This is a genomic window from Streptomyces sp. NPDC092045 (assembly GCF_044756005.1).
Lineage (GTDB): Bacteria > Actinomycetota > Actinomycetes > Streptomycetales > Streptomycetaceae > Streptomyces.
In genome coordinates this window covers 1-21252 of record NZ_JBIVSC010000001.1, presented here as the reverse complement: position 1 = coordinate 21252, position 21252 = coordinate 1, and the positions used below count along the sequence as shown (strand labels likewise).

The following is a 21252-nucleotide window of genomic DNA, read 5'->3' as shown; positions in this document are numbered from 1 at the left end:
GGTGTCACGTACGCCACACGTGCCCTCATCGGGTGCGCCCGCCGCGCCTCTCCCCGCAGGTCACCGCGGGCGCCCCTAGGCTCGGGCCCACGCCGGGCGATCCCGGTCCCGAGGAGGCCCGAGGAGCCGGATGGCAGCCGACAGCAAGCAGCCCCAGCCGCCCGGGGAAGGGGCCGCGGCCGGCGCCGGACCGACCTCGCTCCTGCTCTCGCACGCGCGGCTCGCCGACGGGCGGACCGTGGACGTACGGCTCGTGGGCGAACGGATCGAGGCGGTCGGCACGGCGGGCAGCCTCGCGCCCGTGACGCCGGGCGCCCGGGTGGACCTCACCGGCCACCTGCTGCTGCCCGCGCCCGCCGAGCCCCACGCCCACCCCGACGGCGCGTTCTCCGCCGACCGCCCGGGCCCCGTCCCGTACGACGGGGAGGAGGTGCGGCGCCGGGCCACGGAGGCCGCGCTGCTCCAGCTCGGGCACGGGGCGACCGCGCTGCGCGCGCACGTGCGGATCGGCGACGACCGCGGGCTCGGGCCGCTGGAGGCGGTGCTCCGGGTCCAGGGCTCGCTGCACGGCCTCGGCACGCTGACGCCGGTGGCCGTGCCGCGGCTGCTCGGCGGGGCGGCGGGCGCGGAGGGACGGGCGCTGCTGCGGGACGCGGTGCGGAGGGGCGCGGGCGCGGTCGGCGGGCGTCCGGACCTGGACCCCGATCCGGTCGGGCACGTGGCGGCGGTCCTGGAGGTGGCGGCGGAGCACGGGGTGCCGGTGGACCTGCACGCGGAGGGGGACGACCCGGCGTGGCTGGCCCGGCTGGCGGCGATGGCCGGGGAGCTGGGGACGGGGGTGACGATCGGCCCGTGCGCGGGCCTCGCCCGGCTCCCCCCGGAGGTGGCGGGGCGGGCGGCGGAGCGGCTGGCGGCGGCCGGGGTGGCGGTGGTGTGCCTGCCGCAGGGCGGGTGCGCGGACGCGGGGACGGGGGACGGAGGGCCCCGGGGGGTGGCGCCGGTGCGGCTGCTGCGGGCGGCGGGGGTGCGGGTGGCGGCCGGGAGCGGGGCGCTGCGGGACGCGGCGAACCCGGTGGGGCGCGGGGACCCGCTGGAGGCGGCCTATCTGCTGGCCTCGCAGGGCGGGCTCTCGCCCGAGGAGGCGTACGGGGCGGTGAGCGCGGAGGCCAGGGCGGTGATGGGCCTGCCGGAGGTGCGGGTGGAGGCGGGCTTCCCGGCGGAGCTCCTGGCGGTGCGGGGCGAGCGGCTCGCGGGCGCGCTGTCGCTGGCGTACAGCCGGATCGTGGTGCACCGGGGGCGGGTGGTGGCGCGGACGAGCGCGGTGCGGGAGTACTGCGACTCGGCGGCGGCGCTCGACCTGCCGCGGCAGGCGCGGACGAGGCGGCCGCCCGGGCCGGGGAGCCCTCCGGCCGGTCCCGTCGTACGGTCGTGAGTATGCGCATCGTCATCGCTGGAGGACACGGACAGATCGCCCTGCGCCTGGAGAGGCTGCTCTCGGCGGGCGGACACGAGGTGGCGGGGGTCATCCGCCGGCCGGAGCAGGCGGCGGACCTGCGGGAGGCGGGTGCCGAGCCCGTCGTCCTGGACCTGGAGACGGCGTCGTCCCACATGGTCGCCGACGCCCTGCGGGGCGCCGACGCGGTGGTCTTCGCCGCGGGCGCGGGCCCGGGCAGCGGCGCGGACCGCAAGGACACGGTGGACCGGGGGGCCGCGGTGCTCTTCGCGGACGCGGCGGAACGGGCGGGGGTGCGGCGGTACGTGGTCGTCTCCTCGATGGGCGCGGACGCGTCCCACCGGGGCGAGGAGATCTTCGACACGTACCTGCGGGCCAAGGGCTCGGCCGACGACGAGATCCGCTCGCGCACGGCCCTGGACTGGACGATCCTGCGCCCGGGCGCCCTCACGAACGACGCGGGCACGGGCCTGGTCCGCCTGGAGGCCCGCACGGGCCGCGGCCACGTCCCCCGCGACGACGTGGCGGCGGTCGTCGCGGAACTCCTGGAGACCCCGGCGACGTCCGGCCTCACCCTGGAACTGACCTCGGGCTCGACGCCGGTCTCGGTGGCGGTGAGGTCGGTGGCCGGAAACTGACCCGCCCCCTCGTACGACCTCGTACGACGGGAGCCCCTCCTCACCACGAGAGAAGGTCCCCGGTGCAAGCACCGGGGACCTTCTCCATCACGTGGCGACGCCAGGATTCGAACCTGGGTAGGCTAAGCCGACGGATTTACAGTCCGCTCCCATTGGCCACTCGGGCACATCGCCATGAGACCGCTGCCGTGGAGCCGCTTTTCGGCGGTGTTCCCTGGCAACGACGTAAACAATACCTGATCCCACGGGGTGGTTCGCCACCGGATTGATCAGCGGTTCGGGCCGTGGCTCACCCCCTAGGCTTCGGTCTGTAACCCACAGCATCCGAGCAAGGAGCCACGAGTCATGGCCGACTCCAGTTTCGACATCGTCTCCAAGGTCGAGCGGCAGGAGGTCGACAACGCCCTCAACCAGGCCGTCAAGGAGATCTCTCAGCGCTACGACTTCAAGGGGACCAACGCCTCGATCTCCTGGTCGGGCGAGAAGATCCTCATGCAGGCGAACGGCGAGGAGCGGGTCAACGCGATCCTCGACATCTTCCAGTCCAAGCTGATCAAGCGCGGGATCTCGCTCAAGTCGCTGGAGGTCGAGGGCGAGCCGCAGCTCTCCGGCAAGGAGTACAAGCTCTTCGCCTCGGTCACCGAGGGCATCTCGCAGGAGAACGCCAAGAAGGTCGCGAAGGCCATCCGGGACGAGGGCCCCAAGGGCGTCAAGGCGCAGGTGCAGGGCGACGAGCTGCGGGTCAGCTCGAAGAGCCGCGACGACCTCCAGGCCGTGCAGGCCCTCCTCAAGGGCAAGGACTTCGACTTCGCGATCCAGTTCGTGAACTACCGCTAGCGGAACCGTTCCGGCCCGCGGGGACGCCGGCCCCCCGCACCCGGAGGACGCATCGGGGGCACGGCGCCGGAGCGACGGGCGCCGTGCCCCCGTGCGCATCCGGGCGCGTCCGGGGCCGGCCGCGTGGGAGGGTGGTGGAATGCCGTTCGACCCCGCGGTCTCCGACACCTGGCACGTCCCGGCCGAGCCGGTGCCGCTCGAAGGCGACGAGGCCTTCCGCGGCGCCGGCGCCGGGACGGTGCTGGACTTCTGGCGCTACGCGATGCCCGACCTCCGGACCAACACGACGCGGGGCCTGCTCGCGGAGTTCCTGGTCCACCGCGCGGTGGGCGCGGTGGAACGCAACGCGGAGTGGGACAGCTTCGACGTCCTGGCGCCCGACGGGCTGAGGATCGAGGTGAAGACGAGCGCCTACCTCCAGTCCTGGGGGCAGGCCCGGCTGTCGGACATCCGCTTCTCCCGCCTGCGCGGACGCACCTGGACCCCCGAGGACGGCGTCTCCGAGGCCCGGTCCTACAACGCCGACGTCTACGTCTTCGCCCTCCACACCGCGCGCACCCACTCCGACTACGACCCGCTCGACGTCGGCCAGTGGCACTTCCACGTCGCTCCCCGCGCCCTCGTGGAGGCCACCGGGCGGGCCAGTCTGGGGCTGGCCGCCGTACGCCGGCTCTGCGGCGACCCCGTCGGCCACGAGGGGCTCGCGGCCCGGATCGCCGCCTGCGACGGGCGGTCGCGTCCGCACGACGGGACCGGCGCCGGCAGCACCTGACGGTCCGCCCGGCCGGCCCCCGTGAGAGCCGTGTCCGAATCCCGCCAGCCTCCGAGTCGGCGGCCCCGCACACTGGGTCGTGGAAGGCCCGTGCGGGAGAGGAAGCAGTCATGACCGTGTACGCGTACGCCGACGGCCCCCTGGGCGAGATGCTGCTCGTCGGGCGGCCCGTGCCCGGGGGGCATGTCCTGTTGCGCTCGCTGTCCCTGCCGGGGCAGAAGGGGGGCGCCGTGGTCGAGGACGGGTGGACGTCCGATCCGGAGGCGTTCGAGGAGGTCGCCGGGCAGTTGCGCGAGTACTTCGCCGGGGAGCGGGAGCGGTTCGAGGTGGAGTTCGACGGTGACGCCGGGACCGCGTTCCAGCGGCGCGTCTGGCGGGCGCTCGAAGAGGTGCCGTACGGCGCGACCGTCTCGTACGGGGAGATCGCCCGGCGGGTCGGCTCGGCCGGGGCCGGGGTGCGGGCCGTGGGGACCGCGATCGGGCGCAATCCGCTGCTCGTGGTGCGGCCCTGCCACCGGGTGATCGGGGCCGACGGGGCCCTGCGCGGGTACGCCGCGGGGGTCGGGCGGAAGGAGCGGCTGCTGGGCCTGGAGGGGGTCCTGGTGTGAGCGAGGGGCTCTTTCCCCGGGAACGGGTCGTCGTGGCGCCCGGGGCCGTGCACGTGCCCGCGTGGCTGCCGTTCTCGCGGCAGCGGGAGCTGGTGGAGGCCTGCCGGGAGTGGGGGCGCGGGCCCGTGCCGTACCGGCGGACCGTGCTGCCCGGCGGGGGCGTCATGTCGGTGCGGTCGCTGTGTCTGGGGCGGCAGTGGGTGCCGTACCGGTATCTCGACGCCGTCGGTCCCGAACTGCCCGGCCGGCTGGTCTCGCTCGGGCGGGAGGCCGTCGCCGAGGCGTACGGGGAGGACGGGGGCTTCGCGCCCGACACCGCGCTCGTGAACTTCTACGGGCCCGGGGCGCGGATGGGGATGCACCAGGACCGGGAGGAGCGCTCCGGGGCGCCGGTGGTGTCGCTGAGCCTCGGGGACCGGTGCGTGTTCCGCTTCGGGAACGCGGAGGGCCGGGGGCGGCCCTACCGGGACGTCGAGCTGGCCTCCGGGGACCTGTTCGTCTTCGGCGGGCCCTCGCGGTGGGCGCACCACGGGGTGCCCCGGGTGTTCCCCGGGACCGCCGAGCCCGCCCTCGGGCTGCGCGGGCGGCTCAACATCACCCTGCGGGAGACCGGGATCCCCCGGTCCGGTCAGTAGCTCTGGGGGACGTGGACGCCCGCGGCGCGGTCCGTGGAGACGATCTCCTTGCCCAGGGGCAGCAGCGAGACCGGGATCAGCTTGAAGTTCGCGATGCCCAGCGGGATGCCGATGATCGTGAGGCAGAGGGCGATGCCGGTGGTGATGTGGCCGAGGGCCAGCCACCAGCCGGCGAGGATCAGCCACAGCACGTTGCCCACGCAGGAGGGCGCGCCCGCGTCGCGGCGGTCGACGACCGTCTTGCCGAAGGGCCACAGGGCGTAGACGCCGATGCGGAAGGCGGCGAGCCCGAAGGGGATGCCGATGATCGTGACGCAGAGCAGGAGTCCCGCGAGCATGTAGCCCAGGAACATCCAGAATCCGCACAGGATCAGCCAAATGACGTTCAGGATCGTCTTCACGGGCGTCGACCTGCCATCTGTTCGAGCCGGGCGATGCGCTCGGCCATCGGCGGGTGGGTGGAGAACATCTTGGAGAGGCCCTGGCCGGGGCGGAACGGGTTCGCGATCATCATGTGGCTCGCGGTCTCGATCCGGGGCTCGGGCGGCAGCGGGAGCTGCTTGGTGCCGGCCTCCAGCTTCCGCAGGGCGCCCGCCAGGGCGAGCGGGTCGCCGGTGAGCTGGGCGCCGGAGGCGTCGGCCTCGTACTCCCGGGAGCGGGAGATGGCGAGCTGGATGACCGAGGCGGCGATCGGGCCCAGGATCATGATCAGCAGCATGCCGAGCAGTCCGGGGCCGTCGTCGTCGTTGGAGCGGCCGACCGGGATCAGCCAGGCGAAGTTGACCAGGAACATGATCACGGAGGCCAGTGCTCCGGCGACCGACGAGATCAGGATGTCCCGGTTGTAGACGTGGCTCAGCTCGTGGCCGATGACCCCGCGCAGCTCGCGCTCGTCCAGGAGGGAGAGGATGCCCTCGGTGCAGCAGACGGCGGCGTTGCGCGGGTTGCGGCCGGTGGCGAAGGCGTTGGGCGCCTGGGTCGGCGAGATGTAGAGCCTGGGCATGGGCTGGCGCGCCTGCGTGGAGAGCTCGCGCACCATCCGGTAGAGCGCGGGCGCCTCGAACTCGCTGACCGGGCGGGCGCGCATGGCCCGCAGCGCCAGCTTGTCGCTGTTCCAGTACGCGTACGCGTTGGTGCCGAGCGCCACGACGAGCGCGACGATCAGTCCCGTACGCCCGAAGAAGCTGCCGATGACGATGATGAGGGCCGAGAGCCCTCCGAGGAGTACGGCGGTCCTCAGCCCGTTGTGCCGGCGGTGCACGGTACGCCCTCCAAGTGGTGCGGCAGGGGAACCCTTTTCTTCGTGGTGGTCCACTCGTCCAGTGGACCCTTCCGTACTGGTCAACGCCAGGCGGGAGGTTCGGGTTCCCCGGCCGCACCGGGGCGTCCGTGTGGGCCGTTCGGGTGATCAGCGGGGCGCCGGGACCTCGACCTTCTCCAGGAGGGTGCCGACGGGCTCGACCGCGCCGGTGCAGAAGGCGCAGCGGGAGGCGATGGCCGGGATCTCGCTGTAGCAGTGGGGGCAGTCGCGCTTCTCCGACTTGGGGTCGGCGGCCTCTGCCTTGGCGAACCTGTGCTGGATGCCCGTCATGGGGACGACGATCAGGAAGTAGAGGACCGCCGCGGTGATGACGAAGGCGATGCTCGCGGAGATGGCCAGGCCGTAGGGGAAGACGGTCCTGCCGATGCTGAACGTCGCGTCGTTGAAGTTGCCGACGGAGCCGGTGGCGAGGCCGATGAGGGGGGTGATGAAGGCCTTGCTGAAGCCCGTGACGACGGAGGTGAACGCCGTTCCGACGGCCAGGCCGATGGCCATCGAGACGACGTTCCCGCGAAGTATGAAGTCCTTGAATCCGTTCAGCACGGGGTCCTGCTCCTAGGTTCTGCTCGGGTGGGGTCAGAAGAGCGTCGTCGCGGCGAAGCGGAGGGCGACCTGCGGGTAGCCCGACAGGACGGCTCCGGCGGCGGCGGTCAGCGCGATCGCCAGGGTGATCGGCGCGGAGGGCCGGCGGAGGGCGACGCTGCCCTCCGGGGTGCCTTCCGGGGCCCCTCCCGACGCTTCCCCGGGCGCTTCTTCCGGGGTGCGGAAGAGCAGGGCCGTCCAGCGGAGGTAGTAGTACAGCGCGATCACGACGTTGAGCGCCATGACCACGGCCAGCCAGCCCAGGCCCGCGTCGACGGCCGCCGAGAAGACGGTCACCTTGGCGAAGAGGCCGATGATACCCGGGGGCAAACCGGCCAGATTCAGGAGGAAGAAGGCGAGCGCGAGGGCGGCGGCGGGGCTCGCCGCGCACAGGCCCCGGTAGTCCTCGATGCGGTTCCGGGGGCGCACGCGCGCGACGAGCGCGACGACCGCGAAGGCGCCGAGGTTCACCACGGCGTACATCAGGGCGTACGCGACGGTGGCGCCGACCTGGTCGTTCCCGGAGTACGCGGCGGCCGCGATCGGCACCAGGAGGTAGCCCGCCTGGGCGACGGAGGACCAGGCCAGGAGCCGGACCGCGCTCCACGCGCGCGTGGGGGACTGGCGCAGGGCGGCGACGTTCCCGGCGGTCATGGTGAGCGCGGCGAGGACGGCGAGCGCCGGGCCCCACACGTCCGCGTACGAGGGGAAGGCGACGACGGTCACCAGGATCAGGCCGGTGAGGCCGACGGCCTTGCCGACCACGGAGAGGTAGGCGGCGACGGGCAGCGGGGCGCCGACGTAGGTGTCGGGGACCCAGAAGTGGAAGGGGACGGCGGCCGTCTTGAAGGCGAAGCCGACGAGGGTGAGGGCGACGCCGGCCTCGGCGAGGGTCTGGAACTGCCCGGGGACGTCGTCGAGGCGCTGGGCGATCTCCGTGAGGTGGAGGGTGCCGGTCGTCGCGTACACGAAGCTCGCGCCGAGCAGGGTGACGGCGGTCGCGGTGACGGAGGAGAGGAAGAACTTGAGGGCGGCCTCGCCGGACATGCGGTCGCCGCGCTTGAGGCCGACGAGCGCGAAGGCGGGCAGGGAGGCCACCTCCAGGGCGACGACGAGGGTCGCGAGGTCCCGGGAGGCGGGCAGCAGGGCGGCTCCGGCGGCCGAGGAGAGCAGCAGGAACCAGTACTCGCCGGCCGGCAGCCGCTTCCGGGTCTCGTCCAGGGAGAGCAGCGCGGTGAGGAGCGCTCCGCCGAGGACGAGGAGCTGGACGACGAGGGTGAAGTGGTCGGCGGTGTAGCTGCACGCCGTGACCCGCGTGTCGGGGGTGAGGCAGAAGGTGGAGCGGTCGCCGGCCCGCAGCGGGACGAGGAGGGCGAGGGCGGCGGTGAGGCCGCCGATCGCGGTCCAGCCCAGGACCTGCTTGCGCTCCGGCGGGAGGAAGAGGTCGGCGACGAGGACGGCGAGGGCGACCGCGGCCGTGAGGACGGGGGGCGCGATCGTGAGCCAGTCGACGGACTGGACGAGCTGCGACGTCACTGGGTGCCTCCGGCGAGGAGCTTCTGGACGGCCGGGTCGGTGAGGCCGAGGAGGACGGCGGGCCAGAGTCCGGCGAGGACGGTGAGGGCGACGAGCGGGGTCCAGGCGGCGAACTCGTACCCCTGGACGTCGGGGATCGGGGTCTCCCCGGCGGGCCGGGGGCCGCCCGCGCAGACGCGGCGGACGACGATCAGGAGGTACGCGGCGGTGAGCAGGGTGCCGAGGGCGCCGATCGCCGTGAAGGCGAGGAAGGCGGGGCGGCTGAGGCCCCCGGCGGGGTCGAAGGCGCCGAAGAGGGCCAGCATCTCGCCCCAGAAGCCGGCCAGGCCGGGCAGGCCGAGGGAGGCGACGGCGGCGAAGGCGAGGAGGGCGCCGAGGCGGGGCGCGCGACCGTAGAGGGCGGCTCCGGTGGCACCGGCGAGGGTGTCGAGGTCGGCGGTGCCGTACCGGTCCTTGACCGCGCCGACCAGGAAGAAGAGCAGTCCGGTGACGAGGCCGTGGGCGATGTTGGCGAAGAGCGCGCCGTTGACCCCGGTGGGGGTCATGGAGGCGATGCCGAGGAGCACGAAGCCCATGTGGCCGACGGAGGAGTACGCGATGAGGCGCTTGAGGTCGCCCTTGGCGCCGGGGCGCGCGAGGGCGAGGCAGGCGAGCGAACCGTAGACGATCCCGGCGACGGCGAAGGCGCCGAGGTACGGGGCGAAGGTCCGCATGCCGTCGGGCGCGACCGGCAGGACGATCCGGACGAAGCCGTACGTGCCCATCTTGAGCAGGACGCCGGCGAGGAGGACGGAGCCGACGGTGGGGGCGGCGGTGTGGGCGTCCGGGAGCCAGCTGTGCAGCGGCCACATCGGGGTCTTCACGGCGAGCCCGAGCCCGATCGCGAGGACGGCGACGACCTGCACGGACGCGGTCAGGCCCCGGCCGTTGCCGGCGGCGAGCGCCACCATGTCGAACGTGCCCGCCTTCACGCCGACGAGGAGCAGGCCGAGCAGCATGACGACGGAGCCGAGCAGCGTGTAGAGGACGAACTTCCAGGAGGCGGCGCGCCTGCCCTCGCCGCCCCACCGGGCGATGAGGAAGTACATCGGGACGAGGACGGTCTCGAAGGCCAGGAAGAACAGGACCAGGTCGAGGACGGCGAAGGTGGCGAGGGTGCCGGACTCCAGGACGAGGAGCAGGGCGACGAAGGCCTTGGGCGAGGGCCCGCTCGGCGTCCTGAAGTAGCTGTGGAGCGCGCAGAGGAAGCCCAGGAGGGCGGTCAGGACCAGGAGGGGCAGGGAGATGCCGTCGACACCGAGGTGGATCCGGACGTCCAGTGCCCTGATCCAGCCGACGTCCGTCGTGGCCTGCATCGTCGACGGGTGGTCGTGGTCGAAGCCGAGCGCGAGGACGATCGCGGCGAGCAGGACCGCGCCGGTGACGGTGACGCCGTGGCGCAGGACGGCCTGGTCGGGCGACTTCCCCCGCAGTCCCGGCGGGGCCGGGAGGAGGGCGGTGGCGGCGCCGAGGAGCGGGCCGGCGACGATCAGCACCAGGAGGAACTGCATCACGGTTTCGTTGAGGTCGATCACGGCTCACGCTCCGGCGACGGCGTTGGCGAGGGCGACTGCGGCGATCGCCAGGACGACGGAGCCGGCGAGCAGGGCGCTCAGATAGGTCTGGACGTTGCCGGTCTGGGCCCGGCGGACGAGCCACCCCAGGCCCTTGGCGGAGCCCGCGGCGCCCCGGACGTAGGTGTCGACGACCTCGCGGTCCAGGAAGCGGACCAGGGATGCGGCGGCGAGGACGGGGCGGACGAGGGCGGCGCGGTAGAGGGCGTCCAGGTGGAAGCCGTCGGCGGCGGGGCGGTACAGGCGTCCGAGGAGGACGCGGCCGGGGTCGGCCGGGTCCTCGGCGGGGTGCGGCAGGTGCAGCGCCTCGGCCTCGACCAGGCCCGCGTCGGCGTCCGGGTGGGCGACGTGCTGGGTGGGTACGACGGGTGCCCGGGCGGCGAGGGTGCGCCAGACCGCGTAGGTGACGGCGGCCCCGGCGGCGGCGAGGCCGGTGCCGAGGACGGCGGTGGTGAGGGTCGGGGCGAGGTCGTGCCCGTCGAACCAGTCGGGGAGGTGCCGGACGGTCAGGCCGAAGCCGAGGGAGGGGACGGCCAGGACCCACAGGACGCTCGTCATGGCGATCGGCTGACGGCCGTGGTCGGGGGCCTCCGGCCCTCGGCCCCGGAAGGCGCGCAGCCAGAGCCGGAGGGCGTAGGCGGCGGTGAGGAGGGCGGTCAGGAGGCCCGCGACGAGGACGGTCCAGCCGGCTCCGGCGGGGGCGACGGTCCGGTCCCCGAGCGCGGTGTGCTCGGCGGCCACCAGGACGGCCTCCTTGGAGAAGAAGCCGGCGAAGGGCGGGATCGCGGCGAGCGCGAGGAGGGCGACGGTCGTCGTCCAGTAGGCGTCCGGGGTCCGCTTCGCGAGGCCGCCCATGCGGGACATGGCGGTCAGCGAGTTCGTGCCGGCGGCGTGGATGACCGCCCCGGCGGCGAGGAAGAGGAGCGCCTTGAAGGCGGCGTGCGAGAGCAGGTGGAAGACGGCGGCGCCCCGGTCCCCGACGGCGAGGGCGCCGGCCATGTAGCCGAGCTGGCCGATCGTCGAGTAGGCGAGGACCCGCTTGATGTCGTCCTGGGCGAGCGCGGCGAGCGCCGAGCCGACCATCGTGATCGCGGCCAGCACGGCGAGGACGGTCATCGCGGCGGCGGAGGCCGCGAAGACGGGCAGCAGCCGGGCCGTGAAGTAGATGCCGGCGGCGACCATCGTCGCCGCGTGGATGAGCGCGGAGACGGGCGTGGGGCCGGCCATGGCGTCCGGGAGCCAGGTGTGCAGCGGGAACTGCGCGGACTTGCCCGCGACGCCGGCGAGCAGCAGCAGCGCGATCACGGTGGGGTGGTCGAGGCCGCCGGTCGCGACGGCGCCGAGGACCCCGGTGATCCGGAAGGTGCCGGCGTCGACGGCGAGCGCGAAGAGCCCGATGAGGAAGGGGACGTCGCCGAGCTTGGTGACGAGGAAGGCCTTGAGGGAGGCGGACCGGGCTTCGGGGGTCTCCCAGTAGTGGCCGACGAGGAAGTACGAGCAGATGCCCATGACCTCCCAGCCGACCAGGAGCACCATCAGGTCGCCGGAGTAGACGACGAGGAGCATCGCGGCGGTGAAGAGGGAGACGAGCGCGGCGTACGAGGGGTAGCGCGGGTCGTCGCGGAGGTAGCCGGTCGAGTAGATCTGCACGCAGGTGGCGATCACGCCGACGAGGACGGCGACGAGGGCGGCGAAGCCGTCGACGTGCAGGGCCAGGTCGATCGGGACCGAGCCGGTGGGGGTGAGCTGGGTGGCGGCGTCGATCGCCTTCCCGCCGCCCTGCCGGACCGCCACGAGCACGGCCAGGACGGCGGCGGCGAGGGTCGGGAGGACGGCGAGGGGGCGGACGAAGCCGGGGGCGGTGCGGCCGAGGAGGAGGCCGGCGGCGGAGCCGAGGAAGGGGAGGAGGGGGACGAGGACGGCGAGGGTGGTGGTGGTCACGCGGCGGCCTCGGCCTTCTCGTCGTGCGGGGCCGCGTCCGGGTCCGCGTGCGGGTGCTCCGCCGTGTCGCGGAGGCGGTCGACGTCCGAGGTGCCGCGGTCGCGGTGGACCATCAGGACGATCGCGAGGCCGATGCCGATCTCCGCGGCGGCGATGGCGATGGTGAAGAGGGTGAGGGCCTGGCCGGCGTGGAGGGCGTCGCGGAGCCAGACGTCGAAGGCGACGAGGTTGAGGTTGACGGCGTTGAGCATCAGCTCGACGGACATCAGGACGAGGATCGCGTTGCGGCGGACGAGGACGCCGTACACGCCGACGGCGAAGAGGAGGGCGGCGAGGACGGCCGGGTAGGCGAGGTGCATCAGCGGACGCCTCCGGCCTTTGTCGCGGTCTTCCCGGTGTCCTTCTCGTCGGCGTCCTTCTTGTCGGCGTCCTTCTTGTCGGCGTCCTTCTTCCGGGAGAGCACGATGGCGCCGACCAGGGCGGCCAGGAGGAGCACGGACAGCGCCTCGAAGGGCAGCACCCAGTGCCGGAAGAGGATCGAGCCGGTGACCTCGGTGGAGCCCTGGACGGCGCCGTCGAGGTCGATCCAGGTCGTGCGGAACGCGTCGACGACCACCCAGACGAGCGCGGCCGCGGCGGCCAGGGCCACGGCGAGGGCGACCGGGCGGTTGCCCGAGTCGGTGTCCGGGGAGCGGCCGATGGGGGCCTTGGTGAGCATGAGGCCGAAGAGGAGGAGGACGACGACGGAGCCGACGTAGATCAGCACCTGGACCCAGGCGATGAACTCGGCGGTCAGGAGCAGGTACTCGACGGCGAGCCCGCCGAGGGCCACGACCAGCCAGAGGGCGGCGTGCACCAGCCGGCGGGTGGTGACGGTGACGACGGCGGCGCCGAGGGTGACGAGGCCGACGAGGAGGAAGGCGATCTCGACGCCGGTGGGCGAGAGGAAGCCGGGGCCCTGCGCGGCCTGCTGCTGTGCTGTGTGTACCGCTGTCAGGATCACCGCTGCTCCCCCTCGGCCGCCGCTGCCGCCGCGGCCTTCTCCGCCGCCTTGCGGGCGGCGGCGATCTCCTTCGGTTCCTCCGCGCGCGGGTCGAGCGCCGGCGGTTCCGGGACCGTCCACATCCACTCGCGGAGCTTGTCGCGCTCGTGCGTCAGCTCGTGGATGTCGGTCTCCGCGTACTCGAACTCGGGCGACCAGAACAGCGCGTCGAAGGGGCACACCTCGATGCAGATGCCGCAGTACATGCAGAGCGCGAAGTCGATGGCGAAGCGGTCGAGGACGTTCCGGCTGCGCTCGCGGCCGCCGGGGGCGGCGGGCGGCACCGTCTCCTTGTGGGAGTCGATGTAGATGCACCAGTCGGGGCACTCGCGGGCGCAGAGCATGCAGACCGTGCAGTTCTCCTCGAACAGGCCGATGACCCCGCGGGTGCGGGGCGGGAGTTCGGGCTGCGCGTCGGGGTACTGCGCGGTGACGGTCTTCCTCGTCATCGTGCGGAGGGTGACGGCGAGGCCCTTGGCGAGGCCGGAACCCGGAATCGGTGCCATTACTGGATCGCCACCTTCACGATGCCGGTGAGCGCGATCTGCGCGAGGGCGAGCGGGACGAGCGCCGTCCAGGCGAGGCGCTGGAGCTGGTCCTCGCGCAGGCGCGGGTAGCTGACCCGCAGCCAGATGACGACGAAGGCGAGGACGGCGGTCTTCAGGAGGGTCCAGACCCAGCCGAGGCCGTCGGCGCCGAGGGGGCCGTGCCAGCCGCCGAGGAAGAGGACGGTGGTGAGGCCGCAGAGGACGACGATGCCGGCGTACTCGGCGAGCAGGAAGAGCGCGAAGCGGAGGCCGGTGTACTCGGTGTACGCGCCGAAGATGATCTCCGAGTCGGCGACCGGCATGTCGAACGGCGGCCGCTGGAGCTCGGCGAGGCCGGCCACGAAGAAGACGAGCGCGCCGACGATCTGCCAGGGCAGCCACCACCACTCGAAGGCGTTCAGGATGCCGGGGAGGGAGACGGTGCCGGCGGCCATCGCGACGGAGGCGGCGGCGAGGAGCATCGGGAGCTCGTACGCGAGGAGCTGGGCGGCGGTCCGCAGACCGCCGAGCAGCGAGAACTTGTTCGCGGACGCCCAGCCGGCCATGAGGCTGCCGAGGACGCCGACGCCCATCACGGCGAGCACGAAGAAGATGCCGGCGTCGACGACCTGCCCGACGGCCCCTTCCTCCGGGCCGACCGGGATCGCGACGAGGACGAGGAGGTACGGGAGGAGGGCGACGGCCGGCGCGAGCTGGAAGACCCGCCGGTCGGCGTCCTTCGGGACCACGTCCTCCTTCTGCGCGAACTTCACGCCGTCGGCGACGAGCTGGGCCCAGCCGTGGAAGCCGCCGGCGTACATGGGGCCGAGGCGGCCCTGCATGTGGGCCATGACCTTGTGCTCGGTCTGGCCGACGACGAGCGGCAGCACGAGGAAGACGGCGAAGACGACGAGGAGCCGGAGGGCGACGTCGAGTACGTCGTTCACGCGGGATCGCCTCCGGCGGGGTGGGTGGGGTCGGGGTCGGGGTCGGTGCCTGTGTCCGGGTCGGCGGGCTTCTCCTCGCCGGGGGCGGCGGCGCCGGGGGCGCGTGTCGCGGGCGGGGCGGGGACCGCGTCCGGCTCCGCCGGGGCGGCGGGGCCGGGGGCCGTGCCGGGACCGGGGGCGGTGTCCGGCCCGGGAGCCGTGTCCGGTTCCGCCGGAGCGGTGGCGCCGGGGGCCGTGTCGGGACCGGGGGCGGTGTCCGGCCCGGGAGCCGTGTCCGGTTCCGCCGGAGCGGTGGCGGTGTCCGGCTCGGTCGGCTCGGTGGCGGTGTCCGGCTCGGTCGGCTCCGCCGGCTCGGTGGCGGTGTCCGGCTCGGTCGGCTCCGCCGGCTCGGTGGCGGTGTCCGGTTCCGCCGGGGTCTCCGGAGTGGCCGGTTCCGCCGGGGCGGCGGGCTCGGTCCGGATCTCCGGCTCCGCCGGGTCCTCGTCGAAGGCCGGGCGGGCGTGGTGCCAGGGGGCGTCCGTGCTGCGGGTGTGCCGGGGGGCCGTCGGCTCCTGGGGCGTCTGGCTCGCCGAGCCGTCGGCCGCCGAGCGGGAGCGGCGCGGCGGGCGTGCCGCCGCGTCCGGGGCCGCCGCCTGGCTCGCGGAACCGTCCGACGCCGAACGGGAGCGGCGTACCGGAGCACCCGGCTCCCCCGTCGCCTGGCTCGCGGAGCCGTCCGACGCGGAGCGGGAGCGGCGCGACGGGTGCGGCGCCTCGGGCGGGGTGTCCGCCGCCCCGTCCCCCGCCTGGCTGGCCGAGCCGTCGGCGGCCGAGCGGGTACGGCGGGGCGGAGCCGCCGGGTCCTGACTGGCCGAGCCCTCCGACGCCGAACGCGCACGACGCACCGGGGCCGCCGCCCCCTCCTGGCTCGCCGAGCCCTCCGACGCCGAACGCGTACGGCGTACCGGAGGTGTCGTCGTCGGGTCGGGCGGGGTGGCCTCCGTCGTCGTGCGGGTGCGGCGGGCCGGGCGTTCGGCTCGGGTGGGGGCCGGGGGGAGCTGGCCCTTGAGGGGGCCCCACTCGTTGGGGTCCGGGACGCCCGGGGGAAGCATCTGGCGGCGCTTGGGGCCGCCGCCGTCGTGGGACTCGCCCGGCTCCTTCGCGCCCGGCCACGCCTTGGCGACCCGGGCCGCGAGGACGAAGTCCTTGCGCAGCGGGTGGCCCTCGAAGTTCTCGGGGAGGAGGAGCGGGGCCGGATTCGGGTGGCCCGTGAAGTCCACGCCGAACATCTCGTGGGTCTCGCGCTCGTGCCAGCCCGCGCCCGCGTACACCTCCACCGCCGTGGGGAGGACGGGCGCGGAGTGCGGGACCGTCGTACGGACCAGGAGGCGGCGCGGGCGGCCCCCGCCGAGGGACACCACGTGCGCGCAGACCCGGAACCCGGTGCCCGGCTCGTCGACCGCGCTCAGCCAGTCGAAGTAGGTGCAGCCCAGCTCGTCGCGGGCCGTGGTCAGGGCGGCGATCCAGGAGGCCGGCGGGACGTCGACCGTGAGCAGGTCGTACGCCCGCTCCGCCGTCGCCTCCTCGCCGAAGACCTCCGTCACCGCGTCGGGGAGGCCGTCGTACGCGTTCATGCCGTGCCTCCCGGCGGGGGCGTCAGCGGGCTCGTCAGCTCCGGCACCGACGCGGACCGCCCGTAGCGCTCCGCGAGGCTCTCCCGGGCGATCTTCTCCTGGAGCTTGAGGATGCCCTGGAGCAGCGCCTCGGGCCGGGGCGGGCACCCCGGCACGTACACGTCGACCGGGATGATCTGGTCGACGCCCTTCGTCACCGCGTACGAGTCCCAGTAGGGGCCGCCGCAGTTGGAGCAGGCGCCGAAGGAGATGACGTACTTCGGTTCGGGCATCTGCTCGTAGAGGCGCTTCACGGCCGGTGCCATCTTGTCCGTCACCGTGCCCGAGACGATCATCAGATCGGCCTGGCGCGGGCCGGGCGCGAAGGGGATCACGCCGAGGCGGATGAAGTCGTGCCGGGCCATCGACGCGGCGATGAACTCGATCGCGCAGCAGGCGAGTCCGAAGTTGAAGACCCACAGGCTGTAGCGGCGGCCCCAGTTGAGGACCACCTTCATCGGCTCGGGGGCCAGCCGGGCGAGCGGCCCCAGCTTCGGGGCGGGCAGGGCCACGGGCTCGGCGGCGGTTCCGGGGACTCCGGGTGTTACGTCCACGTCAGGACGCCCTTCTTGTACGCGTAGAGCAGCCCCACGGCCAGGAAGCCGAGGAAGACGAACATCTCGACCAGGGTCGTGGCGCCGTAGCCGGGCGCGGCGAAGACCGTCGCCCAGGGGAAGAGGAAGATCGAGTCGACGGCGAAGATCACGTAGAGGAAGGCGTACACGTAGTAGCGGACCTGGGTGTGCGCCCAGCCCTCCCCCACGGGGTCGACGCCGCACTCGTAGGTGAGGAGCTTCTCGGGCGTCGGCACGACGGGCCGGAGCAGCCGGCCGGCGCCGAACGCCACGGCGACGAAGAGCACGCCGACGACGGCGAGCAGGCCGACGACGGAGTACGTCTGGAAGTAGTCCGCCGCGTCGGCCGCGACAACGGTCGGTTCCCGCACGTCCGCCCCTCACTCCAGGTGTCCCATGGGTCACTTCTGTTCTGTACGGACGCGAGTCTAGGCCCTGCTAAAGGGACCGTAAGCAGTCGCGGTGGCCGGTTCCGGTGGGGATAACCCCCTCTCCCACCGGCCCACCTCCCCCATGGCGGCGCACGGACCGCACCGGGCACCCTGGGGCCCATGAGCGCCGATCACGACTCCCCCGCCGGCTCCGCGGCCGCCTCCCTCACGGGCTCCGCCGCCGCCCCGGCGCGCCCCCGCACCGCCTACGGGAAGGAGACCTGGAAGGAGATCGCCTTCCTGCTCTCCAACCTGGTCACGGCACTCGTCGGTTTCGTCTACGCGGTGGTGAGCGTCCTGCTCGGCGTGGGCCTCTCGGTCACCGTGATCGGCCTGCCGCTGCTCGCCCTCGGCCTCGGCGGCGCCCGGCTGATCGGCCGGTCGGAACGGGCGCGGGCCCGGGGCCTGCTCGGCGTCGCGGTCCCGGAGCCGTCCCCGCTGCCCCGGCGCGGCGGCCTCTTCGGATGGCTGTGGTCGGCGCTGAAGGACCCGGTGGCCTGGCGGGCCCAGCTCTACCACCTGATCCGGCTGCCCTGGGGGATCCTGACGTTCACGGTCGCCCTGGTCTCGCTCCTCGTCCTCTGGCCCGTCCTGCCCTTCGTCTCGCGGCTGCTCGCGAGCGCCGACCGGGGCATGGTCCGGGGGCTGCTCTCGCCCTCCGACGAGCTGGAGCGGCGGATCGTCGAGCTGGAGACGGACCGGGGCGTGGTCGTCGACACCGCCGCCGCCGACCTGCGGCGGATCGAGCGCGATCTGCACGACGGCGCGCAGGCCCGGCTCGTCGCCCTCGCGATGGGGCTCGGCCTGGCCAAGGAGAAGCTCCTCGACGACCCGGAGGCCGCCGCCGCGATGGTCGACGAGGCCCACGGCGAGGTGAAGCTCGCGCTCCAGGAGCTGCGGGACCTGGCCCGGGGCATCCACCCGGCCGTCCTCACCGACCGGGGCCTCGGCGCCGCCCTGTCCTCGGTCTCCGCGCGCTGCACGGTCCCGGTGCGGGTCGACGTCGAGCTGGCCGAGCGGCCGGCGGAGGCCATCGAGGGCATCGCGTACTTCACGGTGTCGGAGCTGCTCCAGAACGTCTCCAAGCACTCCCGCGCGCGGTCCGCGTCCGTGGAGGTGTGGCGGGCGGGCGACCGGCTGATGCTCCAGGTCAGGGACGACGGCACCGGCGGGGCGCGCCTCGACGGCGGCACGGGACTCGCCGGGCTCGGGGAGCGCCTCGGCGCGGTCGACGGCGTCCTCGTCCTGGACTCCCCGGCGGGCGGCCCGACGACGGTCACGGCGGAACTGCCGTGGCGGGGACGGCCGGCCGCGCGGTAACCCCTCTCCACTGCCGTGGCGGGAACGGCCGGCCGCGCGCTAACCCCTCTCCTTCCAGACCCCGGGGTGGTCCCGCACCCCGGGCGCCCCCGGACCCGGGGTGGGGAAAACCCCCGCCCGCAGAGGCCGACTCCCCTCATGGTCCGGCACCGTCCGGAACGGAATCCTGGAACGCGCACCACCCCGAGCCCACCGGCAGAACACCAGCAGAGCCAGCAGAGAAGGACGTTCGCCATGCCCTCCCACCGACTTCCCGCCGCGATCCGCGCGCCGTTCGAGGGCCGCACCTGGCGCGCCCTCGGGTACGTGCTGATCGGACTTCCGCTGAGCGTCTGCTGGTTCGCGCTCTCCGTCTCCCTCGTCTCGACCGGCGCCGGACTGCTCGTCACCTTCCTCGGCGTGCCGGTCCTGGCCGGGGCGCTCGCCCTGTGCCGGGGCTTCGGAGCGGTGGAGCGGGCCAGGGCGCGGGCGCTGCTCGGCCTCGACGTGACGGCGCCGGAGCCGGTGCGCGGCCGGACCGGCGGGGCGTTCTCCTGGATGGGGGCCATGCTGAAGAGCGGAGCCTCGTGGCGGCACCTGCTGTACGCGGTCGTGCACATGCCGTGGGCGGTCCTCTCCTTCTCGGTGACGGTGGCGTTCTGGGGCTGGGGCTGGAGCCTCTTCACGTATCCGCTGTGGCAGTGGACGTTCCCCGCGTACGTCGGGCAGGACGGGATCCAGCTGTACGGCGACGGGACGCACGGCCTCTACCTGGACTCGCCGTTCGAGATCGCGGCGACCTGCCTGATCGGCCTGCTGTTCGTGATGGCGGGGCCGTGGCTGCTGCGCGGGTTCGTCGCCGTCGACCGGTTCCTGGTGGCCGGGCTGCTCGGCCCGTCGCGGCCGGCCTCGCGCGTGACGGAGCTGGAGTCGGACCGGGGCGTCCTCGTGGACACCGCCGCCGCCGACCTGCGGCGCATCGAGCGCGCGCTGCACGACGGCGCGCAGGCCCGGCTCTCGGCGCTCGCCATGGACCTCGGCAGGGCGAAGGAGAAGCTGGCGGAGGACCCGGGGGCGGCGGCGGTCCTGGTGGAGGACGCGCACGGCGAGGTGAAGCTCGCGCTCCAGGAGCTGCGGGACCTGGCCCGGGGCATCCACCCGGCCGTCCTCACCGACCGGGGCCTGGACGCGGCCCTGTCGGCGGTGGCCTCGCGCTGCGCGGTCCCGGTGTCGGTGGACGTGGACCTGCCGGCGCGGCCGGTCCCGGCGATCGAGGGCATCGCGTACTTCACGGTGTCGGAGCTCCTGCGGAACGTCACCGAGCACGCGCGGGCGCGGCGCGCCCGGGTGGACGTGTGGCGGGCGGGCGACCGGCTGATGCTCCAGGTCGGGGACGACGGCGTCGGCGGTGCGGAGACGGTGGCCGGGCGGAGCCTGGCGACGCTCTCCGAGCGGGTCGGGGCGGTGGACGGGGTCCTCGCCGTGAACTCGCCGGTGGGCGGCCCGACGACGGTGACGGCCGAACTGCCCTGGCGGGCTTGAGGCCTGCCCGGCGGGCCGGGGCCCCGGCCCCGGCCGTGACCCGCCGGACGGGTCCGGGGCGCGCACCGGCTCCCGGGTGCGATGCTGGGCTTCTACGGAAGACCGGACGACCTGATCATGGGGGCTGTGGGGCGTGGGAGAGCGGGACGTGGCGGGGCGGGTGCGGGTGGTCATCGCCGAGGATTCGGTACTGCTCCGGGAGGGGCTGACCCGGCTCCTGACCGACCTGGGGCACGAGGTCGTCGCCAAGGTCGGCGACGGCGAGGCGCTGGTGGAGACGGTCGGGAAGCTCGCGGCCGAGGGGGCGCTGCCGGACGTGGTGGTGGCGGACGTGCGGATGCCGCCGACCCACACGGACGAGGGCGTGCGGGCGGCGGTGCGGCTGCGCGGGGACCACCCGGGGCTCGGGGTCCTCGTCCTGTCGCAGTACGTGGAGGAGCAGTACGCCACCGAGCTCCTGGCCGGTTCCAGCCGGGGCGTGGGCTACCTCCTGAAGGACCGGGTCGCGGAGGTCCGCGAGTTCGTGGACGCGGTCGTCCGGGTCGCCGGGGGCGGCACGGCCCTGGATCCGGAGGTCGTGCAGCAGCTCCTCGGCCGCAGCCGTCAGCAGGACGTCCTGGCGAACCTGACCCCGCGCGAGCGGGAGGTCCTGGGCCTGATGGCGGAGGGCCGGACGAACTCGGCGATCGCGAAGACGCTGGTCGTGAGCGACGGCGCGGTGGAGAAGCACATCAGCAACATCTTCCTGAAGCTGGGGCTCTCGCCGAGTGACGGCGATCATCGACGGGTACTCGCCGTGTTGACGTACCTGAGGTCCTGAGGGGGCGCAGGGGCCCGGGAGGCCTGAAGTGCCTCTTGGGCGGTCCTGAAACGACAAAAAACCGGAATCAGACCTTCCGTAGCACTTCGGACAGCGGCACAACGTGACGAATCTTGACAGAACGGATCTCGAAAAGCGGTCCATGATGCAAGAAGTCCAGGGAGACTCGACCCCGCCGTCGTAGGGTGGGCAACGGGACGGACGGTGATCGGCCGACCGCGCCCCGAGCTCCTCCCCGCCTCCGGCGGAGAGTCCCCTTGCCACGAGGGAGGTCCAGTTCAGTGACCAGCCAGGTCAGCAGCGAGGCCGGCGAGGCCCTGCTCGGGGAGCAGAGAGGCGCCCCGGCCACGCCCCACGACGGCAACGCGAAGGAAGTCCGTCGACTCGACCGGGTGATCATTCGTTTTGCGGGTGATTCGGGTGATGGTATGCAGCTTGCGGGGGATCGTTTCACGTCGGAGACGGCGTCGTTCGGGAATGA

The 21252-nt window shown here is 73.8% G+C and carries 22 protein-coding genes, 1 tRNA gene and 1 pseudogene; 10 read left to right on the top strand and 14 right to left on the bottom strand.

The annotated features are described in order from the left end of the window. Positions 1 to 130: 130 nt before the first annotated feature. Together ACIQKA_RS00120 and ACIQKA_RS00115 are read left to right on the top strand one after the other, a co-directional pair. Positions 131 to 1432 (top strand): amidohydrolase family protein, encoded by a 1302-nt coding sequence (locus tag ACIQKA_RS00120; RefSeq protein WP_383152625.1) that lies wholly within the window; start codon positions 131 to 133, stop codon positions 1430 to 1432. A gap of 2 nt (positions 1433 to 1434) precedes the next feature. Next, entirely contained in the window at positions 1435 to 2091 is a 657-nt protein-coding gene (locus ACIQKA_RS00115; RefSeq protein WP_402539532.1) for an SDR family oxidoreductase, read from the top strand. A gap of 92 nt (positions 2092 to 2183) precedes the next feature. Here the strand turns inward: ACIQKA_RS00115 and ACIQKA_RS00110 are convergent. After that, a tRNA-Tyr gene (locus tag ACIQKA_RS00110) sits at positions 2184 to 2265 on the bottom strand. A 171-nt stretch (positions 2266 to 2436) separates the two neighbouring features. Between ACIQKA_RS00110 and ACIQKA_RS00105 the strand changes: the two genes are divergently transcribed. The 4 genes from ACIQKA_RS00105 to ACIQKA_RS00090 all read left to right on the top strand — a co-directional run bounded on the left by ACIQKA_RS00105 (position 2437) and on the right by ACIQKA_RS00090 (position 4943). Beyond that, positions 2437 to 2928 carry a YajQ family cyclic di-GMP-binding protein gene (locus ACIQKA_RS00105; RefSeq protein ID WP_366370994.1) on the top strand — a complete coding sequence of 164 codons (492 nt, stop codon included), beginning with the start codon at positions 2437 to 2439 and terminating at the stop codon, positions 2926 to 2928. Positions 2929 to 3067: 139 nt separating this feature from the next. After that, the gene (locus tag ACIQKA_RS00100; RefSeq protein WP_402539530.1) at positions 3068 to 3700 is read left to right on the top strand and encodes a hypothetical protein; all 633 of its coding nucleotides are present in this window, start codon (positions 3068 to 3070) and stop codon (positions 3698 to 3700) included. 110 nt (positions 3701 to 3810) lie between these two features. Beyond that, complete coding sequence (locus ACIQKA_RS00095) at positions 3811 to 4308, top strand: methylated-DNA--[protein]-cysteine S-methyltransferase (RefSeq protein ID WP_402539529.1); 498 nt, start codon at positions 3811 to 3813, stop codon at positions 4306 to 4308. Further along, on the top strand, positions 4305 to 4943 hold the full coding sequence (locus tag ACIQKA_RS00090; RefSeq protein ID WP_383152629.1) for an alpha-ketoglutarate-dependent dioxygenase AlkB family protein: 639 nt from the start codon (positions 4305 to 4307) through the stop codon (positions 4941 to 4943). Before ACIQKA_RS00095 ends, ACIQKA_RS00090 begins: the two co-directional genes overlap by 4 nt. Here ACIQKA_RS00090 and ACIQKA_RS00085 read toward each other — a convergent pair. The 13 genes from ACIQKA_RS00085 to ACIQKA_RS00025 form a co-directional block, all read right to left on the bottom strand. Continuing rightward, positions 4937 to 5344, bottom strand: a complete 408-nt coding sequence (locus tag ACIQKA_RS00085; RefSeq protein WP_383152630.1) for a YccF domain-containing protein — start codon at positions 5342 to 5344, stop codon at positions 4937 to 4939. The two genes, ACIQKA_RS00090 and ACIQKA_RS00085, sit on opposite strands and share 7 nt — an antisense overlap. After that, the gene (gene htpX, locus ACIQKA_RS00080; protein ID WP_402539527.1) at positions 5341 to 6204 is read right to left on the bottom strand and encodes a zinc metalloprotease HtpX; all 864 of its coding nucleotides are present in this window, start codon (positions 6202 to 6204) and stop codon (positions 5341 to 5343) included. Before htpX ends, ACIQKA_RS00085 begins: the two co-directional genes overlap by 4 nt. 147 nt (positions 6205 to 6351) lie before the next feature. Then, on the bottom strand, positions 6352 to 6807 hold the full coding sequence (locus ACIQKA_RS00075; RefSeq protein ID WP_383152631.1) for an MscL family protein: 456 nt from the start codon (positions 6805 to 6807) through the stop codon (positions 6352 to 6354). 33 nt (positions 6808 to 6840) lie between these two features. After that, positions 6841 to 8382 carry an NADH-quinone oxidoreductase subunit N gene (locus ACIQKA_RS00070; RefSeq protein ID WP_402539525.1) on the bottom strand — a complete coding sequence of 514 codons (1542 nt, stop codon included), beginning with the start codon at positions 8380 to 8382 and terminating at the stop codon, positions 6841 to 6843. Beyond that, positions 8379 to 9932: a NuoM family protein gene (locus ACIQKA_RS00065; protein ID WP_402540232.1), complete on the bottom strand. Its 1554-nt coding sequence runs from the start codon at positions 9930 to 9932 to the stop codon at positions 8379 to 8381. Before ACIQKA_RS00065 ends, ACIQKA_RS00070 begins: the two co-directional genes overlap by 4 nt. A gap of 27 nt (positions 9933 to 9959) precedes the next feature. Next, positions 9960 to 11936 (bottom strand): NADH-quinone oxidoreductase subunit L, encoded by a 1977-nt coding sequence (locus tag ACIQKA_RS00060; RefSeq protein WP_402539524.1) that lies wholly within the window; start codon positions 11934 to 11936, stop codon positions 9960 to 9962. Further along, positions 11933 to 12295, bottom strand: coding sequence for an NADH-quinone oxidoreductase subunit NuoK (gene nuoK, locus ACIQKA_RS00055; protein WP_383152634.1), 363 nt, complete (start codon positions 12293 to 12295; stop codon positions 11933 to 11935). The genes ACIQKA_RS00060 and nuoK overlap by 4 nt, the downstream gene beginning before the upstream one ends. Next, positions 12295 to 12939 carry an NADH-quinone oxidoreductase subunit J gene (locus tag ACIQKA_RS00050; protein WP_402539523.1) on the bottom strand — a complete coding sequence of 215 codons (645 nt, stop codon included), beginning with the start codon at positions 12937 to 12939 and terminating at the stop codon, positions 12295 to 12297. The genes nuoK and ACIQKA_RS00050 overlap by 1 nt, the downstream gene beginning before the upstream one ends. After that, positions 12936 to 13484, bottom strand: a complete 549-nt coding sequence (locus ACIQKA_RS00045; protein WP_383152636.1) for a NuoI/complex I 23 kDa subunit family protein — start codon at positions 13482 to 13484, stop codon at positions 12936 to 12938. The genes ACIQKA_RS00050 and ACIQKA_RS00045 overlap by 4 nt, the downstream gene beginning before the upstream one ends. Next, a complete protein-coding gene (locus ACIQKA_RS00040) occupies positions 13484 to 14452 on the bottom strand; it encodes an NADH-quinone oxidoreductase subunit H (protein ID WP_383152637.1) in 969 nt (322 codons plus the stop codon). Before ACIQKA_RS00040 ends, ACIQKA_RS00045 begins: the two co-directional genes overlap by 1 nt. Next, positions 14449 to 16065 carry an NADH-quinone oxidoreductase subunit C gene (locus ACIQKA_RS00035; RefSeq protein WP_402539521.1) on the bottom strand — a complete coding sequence of 539 codons (1617 nt, stop codon included), beginning with the start codon at positions 16063 to 16065 and terminating at the stop codon, positions 14449 to 14451. The genes ACIQKA_RS00040 and ACIQKA_RS00035 overlap by 4 nt, the downstream gene beginning before the upstream one ends. Then, entirely contained in the window at positions 16062 to 16658 is a 597-nt protein-coding gene (locus ACIQKA_RS00030) for an NADH-quinone oxidoreductase subunit B (protein WP_383152639.1), read from the bottom strand. The genes ACIQKA_RS00035 and ACIQKA_RS00030 overlap by 4 nt, the downstream gene beginning before the upstream one ends. Continuing rightward, on the bottom strand, positions 16649 to 17050 hold the full coding sequence (locus ACIQKA_RS00025) for an NADH-quinone oxidoreductase subunit A (protein WP_030549874.1): 402 nt from the start codon (positions 17048 to 17050) through the stop codon (positions 16649 to 16651). The genes ACIQKA_RS00030 and ACIQKA_RS00025 overlap by 10 nt, the downstream gene beginning before the upstream one ends. A 180-nt stretch (positions 17051 to 17230) precedes the next feature. Here ACIQKA_RS00025 and ACIQKA_RS00020 point away from each other — a divergent pair, with 180 nt between their 5' ends. The 4 genes and pseudogenes from ACIQKA_RS00020 to ACIQKA_RS00005 form a co-directional block, all read left to right on the top strand. Continuing rightward, a complete protein-coding gene (locus ACIQKA_RS00020) occupies positions 17231 to 18430 on the top strand; it encodes a sensor histidine kinase (protein WP_383429305.1) in 1200 nt (399 codons plus the stop codon). Between the two features lie 234 nt (positions 18431 to 18664). After that, on the top strand, positions 18665 to 19951 hold the full coding sequence (locus ACIQKA_RS00015) for a sensor histidine kinase (protein WP_383429303.1): 1287 nt from the start codon (positions 18665 to 18667) through the stop codon (positions 19949 to 19951). A 160-nt stretch (positions 19952 to 20111) separates the two neighbouring features. Next, positions 20112 to 20771 carry a LuxR C-terminal-related transcriptional regulator gene (locus ACIQKA_RS00010; RefSeq protein ID WP_402540231.1) on the top strand — a complete coding sequence of 220 codons (660 nt, stop codon included), beginning with the start codon at positions 20112 to 20114 and terminating at the stop codon, positions 20769 to 20771. 281 nt (positions 20772 to 21052) lie between these two features. Next, positions 21053 to 21252: pseudogene (locus tag ACIQKA_RS00005) on the top strand (2-oxoglutarate ferredoxin oxidoreductase subunit alpha); the annotation flags it as partial.

What these genes read in the sequence shown, in the direction of transcription:
- ACIQKA_RS00095 (WP_402539529.1), top strand. Translation starts at nt 3,811, where the DNA reads ATGACCGTGTACGCGTACGCCGACGGCCCCCTGGGCGAGATGCTGCTC.
- ACIQKA_RS00020 (WP_383429305.1), top strand. Translation starts at nt 17,231, where the DNA reads ATGAGCGCCGATCACGACTCCCCCGCCGGCTCCGCGGCCGCCTCCCTC.
- ACIQKA_RS00105 (WP_366370994.1), top strand. Translation starts at nt 2,437, where the DNA reads ATGGCCGACTCCAGTTTCGACATCGTCTCCAAGGTCGAGCGGCAGGAG.
- ACIQKA_RS00120 (WP_383152625.1), top strand. Translation starts at nt 131, where the DNA reads ATGGCAGCCGACAGCAAGCAGCCCCAGCCGCCCGGGGAAGGGGCCGCG.
- ACIQKA_RS00115 (WP_402539532.1), top strand. Translation starts at nt 1,435, where the DNA reads ATGCGCATCGTCATCGCTGGAGGACACGGACAGATCGCCCTGCGCCTG.
- ACIQKA_RS00035 (WP_402539521.1), bottom strand. Translation starts at nt 16,065, where the DNA reads ATGAACGCGTACGACGGCCTCCCCGACGCGGTGACGGAGGTCTTCGGC.
- ACIQKA_RS00015 (WP_383429303.1), top strand. Translation starts at nt 18,665, where the DNA reads ATGCCCTCCCACCGACTTCCCGCCGCGATCCGCGCGCCGTTCGAGGGC.
- ACIQKA_RS00045 (WP_383152636.1), bottom strand. Translation starts at nt 13,484, where the DNA reads ATGGCACCGATTCCGGGTTCCGGCCTCGCCAAGGGCCTCGCCGTCACC.
- ACIQKA_RS00065 (WP_402540232.1), bottom strand. Translation starts at nt 9,932, where the DNA reads ATGCAGTTCCTCCTGGTGCTGATCGTCGCCGGCCCGCTCCTCGGCGCC.
- ACIQKA_RS00100 (WP_402539530.1), top strand. Translation starts at nt 3,068, where the DNA reads ATGCCGTTCGACCCCGCGGTCTCCGACACCTGGCACGTCCCGGCCGAG.
- nuoK (WP_383152634.1), bottom strand. Translation starts at nt 12,295, where the DNA reads ATGCACCTCGCCTACCCGGCCGTCCTCGCCGCCCTCCTCTTCGCCGTC.